The organism is Microvirga sp. VF16 (assembly GCF_016864375.1).
Taxonomy (GTDB): Bacteria; Pseudomonadota; Alphaproteobacteria; order Rhizobiales; family Beijerinckiaceae; genus Microvirga.
The window spans coordinates 1,033,513-1,047,832 of record NZ_CP069356.1 but is presented as its reverse complement, the minus strand read 5'-3'; the positions used below and the strand labels follow the sequence as shown (position 1 = coordinate 1,047,832).

At 61.0% G+C, this 14,320-nt stretch carries 18 protein-coding genes; 15 read left to right on the top strand and 3 right to left on the bottom strand.

Annotation, left to right across the window (positions count from 1 at the left end):
* Positions 1-10: 10 nt before the first annotated feature.
* Positions 11-742 carry a GntR family transcriptional regulator gene (locus tag JO965_RS37370; protein ID WP_246777118.1) on the bottom strand — a complete coding sequence of 244 codons (732 nt, stop codon included), beginning with the start codon at positions 740-742 and terminating at the stop codon, positions 11-13.
* A 255-nt stretch (positions 743-997) separates the two neighbouring features.
* Between JO965_RS37370 and JO965_RS37365 the strand changes: the two genes are divergently transcribed.
* The 6 genes from JO965_RS37365 (at position 998) to JO965_RS37340 (ending at position 5,929) form a co-directional block, all read left to right on the top strand.
* Positions 998-1,891, top strand: coding sequence for a dioxygenase (locus JO965_RS37365; RefSeq protein ID WP_203445859.1), 894 nt, complete (start codon positions 998-1,000; stop codon positions 1,889-1,891).
* Positions 1,892-1,954: 63 nt separating this feature from the next.
* The gene (gene hpaH, locus JO965_RS37360) at positions 1,955-2,737 is read left to right on the top strand and encodes a 2-oxo-hept-4-ene-1,7-dioate hydratase (protein WP_203445858.1); all 783 of its coding nucleotides are present in this window, start codon (positions 1,955-1,957) and stop codon (positions 2,735-2,737) included.
* A 13-nt stretch (positions 2,738-2,750) separates the two neighbouring features.
* Positions 2,751-3,554, top strand: coding sequence for a 4-hydroxy-2-oxoheptanedioate aldolase (gene hpaI, locus JO965_RS37355; protein WP_203445857.1), 804 nt, complete (start codon positions 2,751-2,753; stop codon positions 3,552-3,554).
* Positions 3,555-3,564: 10 nt separating this feature from the next.
* Entirely contained in the window at positions 3,565-4,056 is a 492-nt protein-coding gene (gene rraA, locus JO965_RS37350) for a ribonuclease E activity regulator RraA (protein WP_203445856.1), read from the top strand.
* Between the two features lie 82 nt (positions 4,057-4,138).
* A complete protein-coding gene (locus JO965_RS37345) occupies positions 4,139-5,155 on the top strand; it encodes a TRAP transporter substrate-binding protein (RefSeq protein WP_203445855.1) in 1,017 nt (338 codons plus the stop codon).
* Between the two features lie 72 nt (positions 5,156-5,227).
* Positions 5,228-5,929: an IS6 family transposase gene (locus JO965_RS37340; RefSeq protein WP_203445854.1), complete on the top strand. Its 702-nt coding sequence runs from the start codon at positions 5,228-5,230 to the stop codon at positions 5,927-5,929.
* Between the two features lie 5 nt (positions 5,930-5,934).
* Here the strand turns inward: JO965_RS37340 and JO965_RS37335 are convergent, their stop codons facing one another.
* Both JO965_RS37335 and phnF read right to left on the bottom strand, forming a co-directional pair.
* Positions 5,935-6,126 (bottom strand): hypothetical protein, encoded by a 192-nt coding sequence (locus JO965_RS37335; protein WP_203445853.1) that lies wholly within the window; start codon positions 6,124-6,126, stop codon positions 5,935-5,937.
* A 132-nt stretch (positions 6,127-6,258) separates the two neighbouring features.
* Positions 6,259-6,981 carry a phosphonate metabolism transcriptional regulator PhnF gene (phnF, locus tag JO965_RS37330; protein WP_203445852.1) on the bottom strand — a complete coding sequence of 241 codons (723 nt, stop codon included), beginning with the start codon at positions 6,979-6,981 and terminating at the stop codon, positions 6,259-6,261.
* A gap of 99 nt (positions 6,982-7,080) precedes the next feature.
* Here phnF and phnG point away from each other — a divergent pair, with 99 nt between their 5' ends.
* From phnG to phnD, 9 genes are read left to right on the top strand one after another with little or no spacing between them, the layout of a single operon-like run.
* Complete coding sequence (gene phnG / locus JO965_RS37325; protein ID WP_203445851.1) at positions 7,081-7,533, top strand: phosphonate C-P lyase system protein PhnG; 453 nt, start codon at positions 7,081-7,083, stop codon at positions 7,531-7,533.
* The gene (gene phnH, locus JO965_RS37320; RefSeq protein ID WP_203445850.1) at positions 7,533-8,129 is read left to right on the top strand and encodes a phosphonate C-P lyase system protein PhnH; all 597 of its coding nucleotides are present in this window, start codon (positions 7,533-7,535) and stop codon (positions 8,127-8,129) included. The genes phnG and phnH overlap by 1 nt, the downstream gene beginning before the upstream one ends.
* Before the next feature lie 3 nt (positions 8,130-8,132).
* Positions 8,133-9,233: a carbon-phosphorus lyase complex subunit PhnI gene (locus tag JO965_RS37315; RefSeq protein ID WP_203445849.1), complete on the top strand. Its 1,101-nt coding sequence runs from the start codon at positions 8,133-8,135 to the stop codon at positions 9,231-9,233.
* Positions 9,230-10,135, top strand: coding sequence for an alpha-D-ribose 1-methylphosphonate 5-phosphate C-P-lyase PhnJ (locus JO965_RS37310; protein WP_203445848.1), 906 nt, complete (start codon positions 9,230-9,232; stop codon positions 10,133-10,135). The genes JO965_RS37315 and JO965_RS37310 overlap by 4 nt, the downstream gene beginning before the upstream one ends.
* A complete protein-coding gene (gene phnK, locus JO965_RS37305) occupies positions 10,132-10,908 on the top strand; it encodes a phosphonate C-P lyase system protein PhnK (RefSeq protein ID WP_203445847.1) in 777 nt (258 codons plus the stop codon). Before JO965_RS37310 ends, phnK begins: the two co-directional genes overlap by 4 nt.
* A gap of 1 nt (position 10,909) precedes the next feature.
* Positions 10,910-11,650, top strand: coding sequence for a phosphonate C-P lyase system protein PhnL (phnL, locus tag JO965_RS37300; protein WP_371826972.1), 741 nt, complete (start codon positions 10,910-10,912; stop codon positions 11,648-11,650).
* A complete protein-coding gene (locus tag JO965_RS37295; RefSeq protein WP_203445846.1) occupies positions 11,650-12,324 on the top strand; it encodes a DapH/DapD/GlmU-related protein in 675 nt (224 codons plus the stop codon). Before phnL ends, JO965_RS37295 begins: the two co-directional genes overlap by 1 nt.
* 29 nt (positions 12,325-12,353) lie before the next feature.
* Positions 12,354-13,193, top strand: coding sequence for a phosphonate ABC transporter ATP-binding protein (gene phnC / locus JO965_RS37290; RefSeq protein WP_203445845.1), 840 nt, complete (start codon positions 12,354-12,356; stop codon positions 13,191-13,193).
* Positions 13,194-13,220: 27 nt separating this feature from the next.
* The gene (phnD, locus tag JO965_RS37285) at positions 13,221-14,210 is read left to right on the top strand and encodes a phosphonate ABC transporter substrate-binding protein (protein WP_203445844.1); all 990 of its coding nucleotides are present in this window, start codon (positions 13,221-13,223) and stop codon (positions 14,208-14,210) included.
* The last annotated feature ends 110 nt before the right edge of the window (positions 14,211-14,320 follow it).

Genomic DNA, 14,320 nt, shown 5'->3' with positions numbered 1-14,320 from the left:
GACCGCGGCGTCAGTCGCCGTCAGCTTGCGAAGCGTCGTTGAGAGCCGCAGCCAGGGCCCTCTTGAGGTTGGTGCCGGTTCTGTCGATGTGACGGCGCAAGGTCTCGCAGGCCTCTGATGATCGTCGTGCCACGGCCGCCTCAGCAATCGCGCTGTGTTCGCCCCGGACGTCGCGGTCGCCCGGATTCGTCGCAAGGAAGATCCTGCGATACCGGTCGTTCAGATTATGCAGCACTGAGCAGAAACGCAGGAGAAGAGGCATCCCACAGCCTTGGATCAACTGCCGGTGGAAGCCGTGGTGGGCCTCTTCCCAGGCTTCCAGGCTCGCCGGACGGGAGGGATCGCGCTCGATACGATTGAGGCGGTAGAGCGAGCGCATGACGTCGCTCTCCCATTCGAGATCGCCCTGTTCGATGGAGTGTTTGAGAGCGAGCGATTCGAACTCGACGCGAAGGCGGGTCACTTCGGCGAGGTTGCTTGTGGAGACTGGAGCAACCCGGTAGCCACGCAGATCCTCCAGTTCGACCAGTCCATCCGCGACCAGGCGCGAGAGGGCTTCGCGCAGGGGGCTGAGGCTGATGTCGTAGCCGGTGCGCAGCCGGTCGAGGTTGATTTTCGAGCCCGGCTTCATGTCGCCCCGAAGGATCGCCTGACGGATCTCTTGCGAAACCCTGCTGGCGATCGTCTTCTTCTCCCCGTCTTCGGGCGGGTGCTGCATGACCTTCATCTCACCGACGATCACTCCTGACCTCCAATATGGACCCTTTGCCTCAGCTTCACGGCTCAACTGCGAGCGGACCAGGCAGGTCCCTATGCAACAAAATACAAACAATCAGGCGAATGCGAATGCCGAGCCTCACTCGCTGCGAAGATACCACCAATAATCGCCGATTGACAATATAATCGATTATTCGTAATTAAACGATCATTCTAAGCCCCGACAAGAGGGTTGGCCGAGCCGCTCGACCGCTACAAGAGGCCTTTGAGGAGGGAACGGATGATCATCCAGCGTCAGGAAGACGTCACAACAGCCGCTCTTATCGTCATGGAGCAAACGACGGATCCGCGCCTGCGTCAGATCATGGTCTCGCTCATTCGCCACCTGCACGGCTTCGTCCGCGAGGTCCGCCTGACGGAGGAGGAATTCCGCGACGCCACTGCCATCCTGAATGAGATGGGAAAGCTGGCGAGCGACACCCACAACGAGATGGTCCTGATGGCCGGTTCGCTTGGCGTGTCGTCCCTCGTGTGTCTCCTGAACAACGGCGATAACGGCACGACAGAGACCTCTCAGTCGCTGCTCGGTCCATTCTGGCGCCTGAACTCGCCACGTGTTGAGAACGGCGGCTCGATTATCCGATCCGATACGCCTGGCCCAACGATGTTCGTCACGATGCGAGTCGTGGATCGGGAGGGGCAGCCGATTGCTGGCGCCGAGGTGGATATCTGGCATTCCTCACCCGTCGGCCTCTACGAGAACCAGGACCCTGACCAGGCCGACATGAACCTGCGTGGCAAGTTCATGACCGATGCTGACGGCCGCATCTGGTTCCGCTCCGTGAAGCCCGCAGGCTATCCAATCCCGACGGACGGCGTCGTCGGACGATTGCTCGAGGCGCAGAACCGGCATCCCTTCCGGCCGGCTCATGTTCATGCCCTCGCGTTCAAGGAGGGTTACAAAACCCTGACCTCGCAGGTCTATGCCGACGACGATCCGAATCTTGAGACGGACGTTCAGTTCGGCGTGACCCGTGCGCTCGTCGGCAAGTTCGACCGCCATGACGAACCGCATCCAAGCGAGCCCGACGTGGAAGTGCCCTGGTACTCGCTCGACTACACATTCGTGATGGAGCCGGGCGAAGCCCGCCTGCCGAAGCCGCCGATCAAGTAACCCTTGTCCCAGACCTGGCCCGCGGCAGCCGCCGGCTGGCCCCATGTATGAACGGATGCCACGATGCTGACCGATGACGAGCGCCGCCGCGGCGCAGAGGATCTCTACAACGCCGATCGCGAGCGGAGAGTCATTCCGCAGTTGAGCCGGACCTTTCCCAACATCGAGCTGGAGGATGCCTATGCCATCCAGGGCATGTGGGCCGAGAAAAGGATCGCGGACGGCGCCCGGATCATCGGCCATAAGATCGGTTTGACGTCCCGCGCCATGCAGATGGCGTCCAAGATCACCGAGCCCGACTACGGCTATCTGACGGACGACATGCTGTACCGGGATGGCGCCCAGATCCCGGCCGGGCGCTTTATGGCGCCCCGGCTCGAGGTGGAGCTTGCCTTCGTCATGAGCGAAACGCTGGAGGGGCCGGGCATTCAGATCTACGACGTCATGCGGGCGACCGAGTTCGTCGTGCCGGCCCTCGAGATCATCGACTACCGGACGGAAGTGCCCCGTGCGATCACGGACACGATTGCCGACAATGCGGCGGCCGGCGGCATGATTGTGGGCGGCCGGACCGTTCGTCCCATGGATGTCAATATCCGATGGGTTGGCGCCACGCTCTCGAAGAATGGCATCATCGAAGAGTCTGGCGTGTCGGCCGCCATCATGGGCCATCCGGCTGCGGGAATCGCCTGGCTCGTCAACAAGCTCCATGCCGTGGGCGCTCGGCTCGAGAAGGGCCAAATCGTCCTTGCGGGCTCCTTCACGCGGCCCGTGTCCGTTGCGCCGGGCGACGTGATCCACGCGGATTATGGGCCGCTTGGAGCGATCGGCGTTTCGTTCGTCTGACAGGAGAGGGCCGATGCACCTCCCCGAAAATCGATTCAAGCAGGCGTTGAACGAAGGGCGGCAGCAGATTGGGCTTTGGTGCGCCCTGTCGAGTTCCTATGCGGCAGAGGTCGTCGCCGGGTCGGGGTTCGACTGGCTCCTGTTCGATACGGAGCACTCGCCCAGCGACGTCGAGATTGTGTTAGGCCTGCTTCAGGCCGTTTCGGCCTACGACGTCTCTCCGATCGTTCGGCCGGCGAGTAACGATACGGTGCTGATCAAGTGCTACCTCGACATAGGGGTTCAGACACTACTCATCCCATACGTTCAGTCGGCTGAGGAGGCACGCAGCGCAGTCGCGGCGATCCGTTATGCCCCGGATGGTGTCCGGGGCGTCTCGGCTCTCACCCGCGCAACCCGCTTCGGCCGGGTGGAGGGCTATGCCCGCCGAGCCGCCGATGAGCTCTGTCTCCTGGTCCAGATCGAAACCCAGCAAGCGCTCGATGAACTCGAAGCTATTGCTGCCGTCGACGGCGTGGATGGAATCTTTATCGGACCGGCCGACTTGGCGGCGAGCCTCGGGCATGTCGGGGACCAGGGGCACCCTGACGTCAAGGCCGCCGTTGAAGATGCCGTGCGGCGGATCCGAGCCTGCGGGAAGCCCGCCGGTATTCTGACGGGAGACACCGTGTTCGCCCAGCGTTGCATCGAGATCGGCACGACCTTTACCGCCGTTGGCGTAGACCTGGGCGTCCTAGCCCGTGGCACGGAGAAGCTCGCACGACAGTTCCAAGCCGAAGGCACGTCCTCGCCGCACTCTGCGGTCAAAGCTCGTTGAGGAGAGGCCCATGTTCGCAACCGCCGACCTCATCGATGCCCATGAAGCCGTCCTTCAATCTTGTGATCTCCAGTTTCGTGACTTCGGCGGACGGACCCGTTTCCATGGGCCCATCCGGACGGTCGCCTGCCGTGAGGACAACGTGCTCGTTCGTGCAACCTTGTCGCGGCCGGGCCATGGCGGTGTGCTCGTGATTGACGGTGGAGGGTTGCTGCATCGCGCCCTTGTCGGCGATGTGATTGCAGGGCTTGCCATCGAGAATGGCTGGGCCGGGATTGTGGTCAATGGAGCTATCCGGGATGCCGCCGCGATAGCGGCGATGCAGATCGGTCTCAAGGCGCTCGGCACCAATCCCCGCCGCTGTGCGAAGACCGGCGTCGGCGCCGTCGATGTCCCAGTCGCCTTCGGCGGCGTGATCTTCACGCCTGGGGCTCACCTGTACACCGATGAGGATGGGATCGTGGTCTCCGAGCAGGCGCTTGAGATCATCAGGAGCGGCTGAGCCGCATCACGAATGCTCGGAGTGCCGCATGCAACAAGAACAATGGCGCTTCGAGGAGGTATCTAACCAGGAGGAAACACATATGAGACACCTCAAGTCACTGCTCACAGCAGCTCTCGTCGGAGCCGCTGCCTTGCTCGCAGGCGAGGCGAGCGCACAGGTGAGCGAACGGACTCTCCGCTGGGCGCAGCAGAATTCCCTGGAGCATCCACAAGGTCAGGGCGCGAAAAAGTTCGCCGAGCTCGTCGAACAGAAGAGCGGCGGCAAGATCAAGGTCAGGGTGTTTCCGAGTGGTCAGCTTGGAGGAGATCTTCAGAACGTGTCGGCCCTTCAGGGTGGCACGCTGGACCTGATGGTGTTGAATGCAGGCCTGCTGGTCGGCGTCGTGAAGGAATTCGCCGTTTTCGACCTGCCGTTCCAGTTCAACACGCCGCAGGAGGCCGACGCTGTCGCGGATGGCCCTGTCGGCAAGAAGCTGTTCGACAAGCTGCCCGAGAAGGGCCTGGTCGGACTAGGCTACTTCGAGCTTGGCTTCCGCAACGTCACCAACAGCAAGCGTCCCATCGCCAAGTTGCAAGACCTCCAGGGGCTCAAGCTGCGGGTGCTCCAATCGCCCCTGTTCATCGACGTGTTCAATACACTGGGAGCCAACACGATCGCGATGCCCTTCCCGGAGGTGTACACCGCCATGGAACAGAAGGTCATCGACGGGCATGAAAACCCGTTCACAGTGATCGCCGACTCCAAGCTGTACGAGGTGCAGAAGTACGTTTCGACGACCCGTCACATCTACAACCCGCAATCGGTGATCATGAGCAAGAAGAGCTGGGACAAGCTCTCGGACGAGGAGAAGACGATCATCCAGTCGTCCCTGGACGAGGCCAAGACCTACCAGCGCCAGGTCTCCCGCGAGGCCGAAGCCAAGGCGATTGCGCTGCTCAAGGAAAAGGGCATGCAGATCAACGAGGTGTCGCCTCAGGAGATTGCCCGCATGCGCGAGAAGATCAAACCGGTTCTCGACAAGTACTCCAAGGAAGTTGGCGAGGCTCTGGTTGCCGAGGTGAATGCCGAGATCGCTAAGAAGCGAGGCACGAACTGATCTCCCTGACTAAGGTGGGCGGCGATGTCACGTTAACTCAAGCGTGAGGGCAAGGCGGGTAGATCGACCGGCATGATTAAGCCTGTCAGCTACAAACGCCACCGGTTCCCACCTCAGATCATCGCTCATGCGGTCTGGTTGTATTTTCGTTTTCCCCTGAGCCTTCGCTTAGTTGAGGAAATGCTATTGGAGCGCAGCATTGCCGTCTCCTACGAGACGGTCCGCCGCTGGGCTTTGAAGTTCGGGCCGGACTACGCCCGCCGCATTAAGCGCAAAGCACCAAATCGCAACGACATTTGGCACCTCGACGAGGTTGTTGTTACCATCGCCGGCCAAAGGCACTGGCTGTGGCGAGCCGTTGATCAGGACGGATACGTGCTCGATGAGATCGTGCAGGCGCGCCGCAACACCAAGGCAGCCAAACGTTTATTGAAGCGTCTCCTGAAAAAGCAGGGATGTCCGCCCCGGCGGATAATCACCGATAAGCTCGGCTCCTACGCTGCCGCTCGACGCCAAGTCATGCCAGCTACCGAACATCGCTCCCATAAAGGGCTTAACAATCGCGCGGAAAATTCGCATCTGCCGTTGCGCCGGCGAGAGCGGGCGATGCAGGGCTTTCGGTCACCGGGAGGCCTGCAGCGCTTCGTGGCCGTCTTCTCCGCCGTCCGCAATCTCTTCGTCCCACCCCGCTCCAGCCGCTCTGCTCTTGCTACCTATCTGTATCGCCTCAACGCCATGGCCGAATGGAGAGCCGTGGCCAATGTCGCCGCTTGAGCCAATCAGGCGGCGAGATTTGCCTCAATTCGTTCGGCTTCAGTTAACGTGACAACGCCGAAGCAAGTATCTGCTCCCAGCCCGAATTCCGGCAAATGACGCCTTTTGGCACTTCTCGGAAGTAGCGTCATGGTCGGGTTGTACAGGCAAAGCCGACGTTGCTGGTGGGCAATGATTTCCTCATCGGCCTGATCCATTGCTGGGCATCAACAACAACCTTGGTGCGGTTCCACAGCCTTACCGCGTAGAAGGGCTGGTCAGACATTCGGTCGATGATCCTTAGTTCGGTTGTAAATAGCCGAAAGCTCCCCGGCAAAGTCTGCTGGGTGTCAGGTCTGGAGCATCACGAGTTCCACCCGGTCCGCCAGAAACTTGGTTCTAATAAACTGCACCGGCCGCCCTTCAAGATCCACATCAATTGCCTTACTAATCAGAACAATGGCATCGGCTGCGCAGCTCAATAGTTCAGCGTCCTTAGCCGAAACGCGCTCTGCTGTCAGGCGGGTCTCCCCGCGGCGATAATCGACAATTCCTTCGCGCCGTAGCGCTTCGGTGATGGAACCGGTTTCGGCATAGGCCTCGATGATCCCGGGAAAACGCTCAGCCGAAAAGTATGATGTCGAGCGCGAGAGCGGAACGCCATTCGCGACCGAGAGGCTGTCAAGACGGTGAAGTCGTGTGCCGACGCGGCATTCAAGCAAGGCCGCCATCACCAAATCCGACACGACATAGTCGGATTTGATGAGCCGGCCTGATGGCTCCAGCGATTGCTTCAGCATGTTTTCGGAAAAGCGTGTCCGCGAGCCGATGGGATAGACGATACGCTGCGGCTTATCGTTCACGAAGGTGCCGCGCCCACGCTCCACGCGAAGCACTCCATCTGCCGTCAAAGCTGCGATGGCACGACGAACCGTGTGGCGATTGACACCATACCGCGCTGCCAACTCAAGTTCGGATGGCAGAGCATCAGAAATGGCGCCGTCACCAATATTGCTGCGAATGTCATCCGCCACCCGCCGCCAGCGTGTGACGCCGTCTCCGTCCAAGCTCATCGACCCACCTTTCTTGAACCGTCATCAGGTTGTCACGGTCGGTGGAGTAAACAACGACCATGACTGGTTGTCTAGACAAATAGACAAGTGACGAGCTAAATGCACTCCTACGATGAAGCCCGAAAGCGGAGGCTGGATGCCCTGTCCTGTGGCGATCCGACCCACCTCGCCGAGCGATACGCTACGCTGGAGCCTTCCGCCCCTGCAGCAACACCCATCCGCGGTCCCGAAATCGGCATGGTCATGCTTCGAGGGCGTGCCGGCGGCGGGGGCGCGGTCTTCAATCTCGGCGAGGCCACGGTGACCCGAGCCACCGTGAAGCTCGCCACAGGTGAGGTTGGTCACGCGATTGTTCTCGGTCGCCACCTGCAGAAGGCAAGGATCGTCGCACATCTCGATGCGCTCTCCCAAATTCCCGACTGGGTCCAAGTGATCGAAACCGATTTCGTGGCGCCAGCGCTGGCGGAACAAGAGGCCGCGCGGACACGGCAGGCCGAAGAGACGCAAGCCACACGTGTCGACTTCTTCACCATGGTTCGCGGAGAGGACTGATGGCTGGTACAACACTGTTGGACGGCGGGTTCACGGCTCCCGTCTTTCAATCGCAGGCCGCATTCCGGCTGGTGATGGATGCGATGGCACAGCCGGGCCGCATCGTTGATCTGGGCCATGCGGTCCAGCCGCCTGCGCCGTTGGAGCCTGCAGCGGCGGCCTTCCTGGCAACGCTCGCCGATTATGACACACCGGTTTGGTTTGAAGACAATGGCACAGATGCAGCTGCGTCGTGGCTGACATTCCATACGGGTGCGGCTGTCGCGAACAACCCATCTACGGCGAGCTTTGTGGTTCTCTCCAAGGACAGCCTGGTTGCTGGCTGGCTGAAATTCGCCACCGGCTCTCTCTCTTACCCCGACCGATCTGCGACACTGCTTTTGCCGGTGGAAAGCCTGCGCGATGGCACGCCGCAAACGATCCGCGGCCCCGGAATTGAAACTGTCGCCACTATTGCACCACGCGGGCTGCCGGACGGGTTCGCCGCGACGATGGCGATCAATACGTCCCGCTATCCGCTGGGCTTCGACCTGCTGTTGACCTGCGGCAGCGAACTCCTCGCACTGCCGCGCACCACCCGTCTTGTGGAGGCTTGAGCCATGTATGTCGCGGTTAAAGGTGGAGAGGCGGCGATCTCCAATGCACATCGCCTCATGGCCGACCGCCGGCGTGGAGATCGCAATGTGCCGGCGCTCTCCGTCGAGCAAATCGTCAACCAACTGTCCCTCGGTGTTGATCGCGTGATGGCGGAGGGCTCTCTCTACGATCCCGAGTTGGCGGCGATGGCCGTGCGCCAGGCCCGTGGCGATCTGATCGAAGCCATCTTTCTTCTGCGTGCTTATCGAACCACGCTGCCGCGGTTCAGTAACGCATGCCCCATCGACACGAGTAGAATGCACCTTGAGCGCCGGGTCTCCGCGACCTTCAAGGACATCCCGGGCGGCCAGCTCTTAGGCCCGACCTTCGACTACACGCACCGCCTGATCGACCCATCCATGGCCGGTGACGAAGCTGTCGCAGGCCCTGTCAAGCGGGAGCGCCCCACGGATGAGAGCTGCCCGCGCGTGACTGATCTTCTCGATGGCCAAGCGCTGATCGAGGCTGATGTCCCAAGCAATGATGAACCGGGTGACCTGACGCGTGAAGCGATTGCCTATCCCGTCGGACGCGACATCCGCCTGCAGGCGTTGACGCGCGGCGACGAGGGCTTCCTGCTCGCCCTCGGCTATTCGACGCAGCGTGGCTACGGTCGCACACACCCCTTTGTCGGTGAGATCCGCATCGGCACGGTTGATGTCGAAGTGGACGTGCCGGAGCTCGGCTTTGCTGTGTGCATCGGCGCGATCCGGGTCACGGAATGCCAGATGGTGTCGCAATTCAAGGGAAGCGCCGATACGCCGCCGCGTTTCACACGTGGTTATGGCCTGGTCTTCGGCCAAGCCGAGCGCAAGGCGATGGCCATGAGCCTCGTCGACCGCGCGCTGAGAGCTGACGAGTTCAATGAGCAACGGCTGGCTCCGGCGCAAGATGAGGAATTCGTGCTGGAGCATTGCGACAACGTGCAGGCCACCGGCTTCGTCGAGCACCTGAAGCTGCCTCATTATGTCGACTTCCAGGCAGAGCTCGATTTGCTGCGAACGCTACGCCGGGAGGCCGAAATGGCGAGTGCTGACATACCCATGAGGGAGGCAGCAGAATGAAAAATCCGTCCTTGCCTGCTTATAACTTCGCCTATCTCGACGAACAGACCAAGCGCATGATCCGGCGGGCGATCCTGAAGGCGATCGCGATTCCCGGGTACCAAGTACCGTTCGCCTCCCGTGAGATGCCGATGCCGTATGGCTGGGGTACGGGCGGCGTGCAGGTCACCGCATCGATCCTGGGCCCGGATGATGTGCTCAAGGTCATCGATCAGGGCGCTGACGATACCACCAACGCGGTGTCGATCCGGGCCTTTTTCGCCAAGGTTGCGAATGTGGCAACGACGACGCGGACAGCGGATGCAACGATCATCCAGACCCGCCACCGCATTCCCGAGGCGCCCCTCACCCAGGGCCAGATCATCGTCTACCAGGTGCCGATCCCTGAGCCGCTTCGCTTCCTCGAGCCTCGTGAGACGGAAACGCGCGTGATGCATGCGCTGGAAGAATATGGCCTAGTGCATGTCAAACTCTATGAGGATATTGCGCAGCACGGCCATATTGCCACGACCTATGCCTATCCCGTGAAGGTCGAAGGCCGCTACGTCATGGATCCGTCTCCGATCCCCAAATTCGACAATCCGAAAATGCACCGATCGCCGGCGCTGCAGCTCTTTGGCGCCGGCCGCGAAAAGCGGATCTACGCGCTGCCGCCCTTCACTGATGTGGTCAGTCTCGACTTTGAGGACCACCCATTTACGGTCCAGCGCTTCGATTCCCGTTGTGCTCTCTGTGATGCACACGACGTCTATATGGACGAGGTCGTCACGGACGACCGCGGGGGGCGCATGTTTGTCTGCTCGGACACTGATCATTGCGAAACACGGCGGTCCGACGGGCATCAGGGCACAGGCCTGCCGCAGCATGGCGCCGCAAAGGACCATCGGGAGGCCGCGGAATGAACAGCGAACCCATCCTTTCCGTCCGCAAGCTGGAGAAGCGCTACGGCAACTTCATCGGCTGCACCGATGTCTCCTTTGATGTCTGGCCGGGCGAGGTCGTCGCGATCGTGGGCGAGTCCGGCTCCGGCAAAACGACCCTGCTCAACTGTATTTCCACTCGCGTGGAGCGGAGCAGTGGCGAAATCCGGTACAGAATGCGCGACCGGCGGTTCCCGGATCTCGCGGAGTTGAGCGAGGCCGAGCTGCGCTTCCTCATGAGGACAGACTGGGGTTTCGTTCACCAGAACCCGGCGGATGGATTGCGAATGCGCGTATCGGCAGGCGCTAATGTCGGTGAACGGCTGATGGCGATCGGCGACCGCAGCTACGGCGAGATCCGGAGCCGGGCGAGCGACTGGTTGGAGCGCGTCGAGATCGCAGCCTCCCGCATCGACGATATGCCCGTGGCCTTCTCGGGCGGTATGCGGCAGCGTCTGCAGATTGCGCGCAATCTCGTCACTCACCCCCGCCTGATCTTCATGGATGAGCCGACCGGCGGCCTCGACGTATCGGTCCAGGCGCGGGTTCTTGACCTGCTGCGAATGCTGGTCTCGGACCTCAGTCTGTCGGTGATCATCGTCACCCACGATCTGGCTGTCGCCCGGCTCCTGTCGCAGCGCATGATCGTCATGAAGAGCGGACGGATCGTCGAGCAGGGGCTGACCGATCGCGTGATGGACGATCCACGCCATCCCTACACCCAGCTTCTCGTCGCCTCGATTCTGGAGAACTGAGATGGTGCCTGACAATCAACCTGCCATGATCGGCATCCCGCTGCTTTCGGTCGAGGATGTATCCAAATCCTTCACGATTCATCTTCGCGGCGGCATCCGCCTCCCCATCGTGGCCAATGTTACGTTTGACGTCTCGTCCGGCGAATGCCTCGTGTTGGGCGGACCGTCGGGTATCGGCAAGTCTTCTATCCTGCGCATGATCTTCGGCAATTACGCCGTCGATACCGGCCGGATCCTGGTGCGGGATCGTAAGACGGGGGAGACGGCAGACCTCGCGTCCGGCGATCCCCGCCTCGTACTCGGGCTCCGGCGCGATCATATCGGCTATGTCAGCCAGTTCCTGCGGGCGATCCCGCGGGTTTCAGCTCTCGACGTCGTGGCTGAGCCGCTTCTCGCGCGTGGAGTGGATCGCAAGGTAGCATCGAACCGGGCCGCCGCCATGCTCGAGCGCCTGAACCTGCCATCGGCCCTGTTCAATCTTCCTCCGGCGACGTTCTCGGGAGGTGAGAAGCAGCGGGTGAACATCGCCCGTGGCTTCATGATCGATCACCCGATCCTTCTGCTCGACGAGCCGACGGCGTCGCTCGACGAGGCCAACCGGGACGTCGTCGTCGGCATGATCCGGGAGAAACTCGCCGCCGAAACAGCCATCCTTGGGATCTTCCACGACATTCCGGTCCGCGAGGCGGTCGCAACGAAGATTATCGACGTCTCGGCCTTCTCGACGCGGGAGGCCGCATAATGCCCAAGCTCAATGAGCATAGGCCGCTCATTCACCTGACGGCCGAAGTCGAGCAGTGCACGCTCGGCCGCTTTGTCGAGGTCGAAGCGCGTTCACGCGTAACCGAGACGGTGCTGGGAGACTACTCTTACATCATGCAGGATTGCGCCATCTGGTGTGCCAAGATAGGCAAATTTGCCAACATCGCGGCCGCCGTGCGGATCAATGCCACCAATCATCCCACTTGGCGCGCCACGCTGCATCACTTCACCTATCGCGCGGGCGACTATTTCGACGGAGCCGGAGACGAAGAGGACTTCTTCGGATGGCGCCGCTCCCAACCGGTGACGATCGGCCATGATGTCTGGATCGGCCATGGAGCGACAATCCTGCCTGGCATCACCATCGGCAACGGCGCTGTTGTTGGCGCAGGAGCCGTCGTCTCACGCGATGTGGCGCCCTACACCATCGTAGGAGGCGTTCCGGCCCGTCTCATCCGGGAGCGATTCACCCCTGAGATCGGGCAGCGGATGGATCGCCTGGCCTGGTGGGAGTGGCCGCACGGCAAACTTTTTTCAGCGCTCAATGATTTCCGAAGGCTTACGGCAGAGGCTTTTGTGGAACGCTATGAGGCGCTGACGCCAAACCTTCATCAAACTGACATTGAACTGTCGCCATCGAGTTACCCTGGCTAAGTAGGTTTAGACAAACGGGAATGATGCATATGGCTGCAATCAGCGTTTCTAGCCTCTCGAAGCGTTACGGAAAGACCCGGGCGCTCGACAATGTCAGCATCGAAGTCCAGCGTGGCGAGATGGTTGCACTGATCGGCGCCTCAGGTTCCGGCAAGAGCACCCTCATCCGCCATATCGCTGGACTTGAAGCAGGCGATGGCGAATCTGGCAGGGTCGTGGTTCTCGGGCAGGTATCACAGATGGCGGGACGGTTGATGCGTGGGCGGCCCGCCGGCCATGTGGCGGTCATCTTCCAGCAGTTCAATCTTGTGGGCCGCCTGTCCGTCCTGACCAATGTGCTCATCGGCAACCTAGGACGGGTTCCCCGCTGGCGCGGCACACTCGGCCTGTTCAACCGGTTCGAGAAAGAGAAGGCTGAGAACGCCCTGGCCCGCGTCGGTATTCCCCACGTGGCAACCCAGCGCTCATCAACTCTTTCGGGCGGCCAACAGCAGCGTGCCGCCATCGCGCGGACCCTGGTGCAGGAGGCTGAAATCCTGATTGCCGACGAGCCGATATCTGCGCTGGATCCGTCCTCCGCACGACGCGTGATGGACGTGCTAGCCGATATTAATACACAGGACCATATTACGGTCCTCGTGTCACTGCACCAAGTTGAGTACGCGCGGCGCTACTGCAAACGTACAATCGCCATGCGCGACGGGCGCGTTGTTTACGACGGGCCTTCGACGTCTCTTTCCAACAGTTTCCTCGCGGAGCTTTACGGCGACGCTTCGGAAGAGCTGGTTCTGCCGGAAAGTCCGGCCGAACCTCTGCCGCCTCGGCCAGCCCGGTCGAGCGGTCACGAACCAGTGCACATGTTAGCCTGAAACCAGGATATAAGCGGAGAATCTGGAATGAACGCGATGCTCAAATGGGTAGCGACGGTGTCGCTTGCCTGCACGACGTCGACGGCCGCTCTGGCCCAAGAGGTCATCAACTTCGGCATCATCTCGACCGAGTCCCAGCAGAACCTGAAGACCAGCTGGGAGCCCCTGCTTGCCGACCTGAAGAAGAAGACCGGCCTCGAAGTTAAGCCGTTCTTTGCGTCCGACTACGCCGGAATCATCGAAGGCATGCGCTTTGGTAAGGTGCAGATGGCCTGGTATGGCAACAAATCCGCCATGGAAGCTGTGGATCGCGCCAATGGCGAAGTCTTCGTGCAGAGCGTGCCGGTCGGCGGCGAACCCGGCTACTGGTCGGTCATCATCGTCCCCAAGGACTCCTCCATCAAGTCGGTTGACGATGTCCTGAAGTGCGACAAGTCCCTCAACTTCGGCCTTGGTGACCCGAATTCGACCTCCGGCTATCTGGTCCCGATAACTTTCGTGTTCAGCGCCAAGGGGATCGACCCGAAAACCTGTTTCAAGAACGTCACCAACGCCAACCACGAGACCAATGCGATGGTGGTCGCCAACAAACAGGTCGACGCGGCGACCAACAATACTGAAAACATGGCGCTGATTCAGAAGAACCAACCCAAGGCGTTTGAGAACATCCGCGAAATCTGGCGCTCGCCTCTGATCCCTTCCGACCCGATCGTGTGGCGTAAGGATCTTCCGGAGGCCCAGAAAACCAAGATCCGCGAGTTCTTTCTCACCTACGGCACCGACAAGTCGACAGGTGACATCGCTGCCGAGAAGAACGTGCTGGCTGGCCTGAAATGGGCCCCGTTCCGCACCTCTTCCGACCGGCAGCTCCTGCCAATCCGCATCATGGAGCTGACCAAATCGATTTCTCAGATCGAGGCCGACGCTTCGCTCGCGGTCGATGCCAAGAAGACCAAGCTCGACCAACTGAAGGCGCAGAAGGCCAAGTACGAGGCGGAACTGGCTGCCGCCGGCTGAGCCACCCCAAAGGAAGTGGCCTGGGTACAGGCCACTTCTCCCCATCAATGAACATAGAGCCTTGATGAACGGCATGGACCAGACAGTATCGACTCCCAGGCCTACGGCCC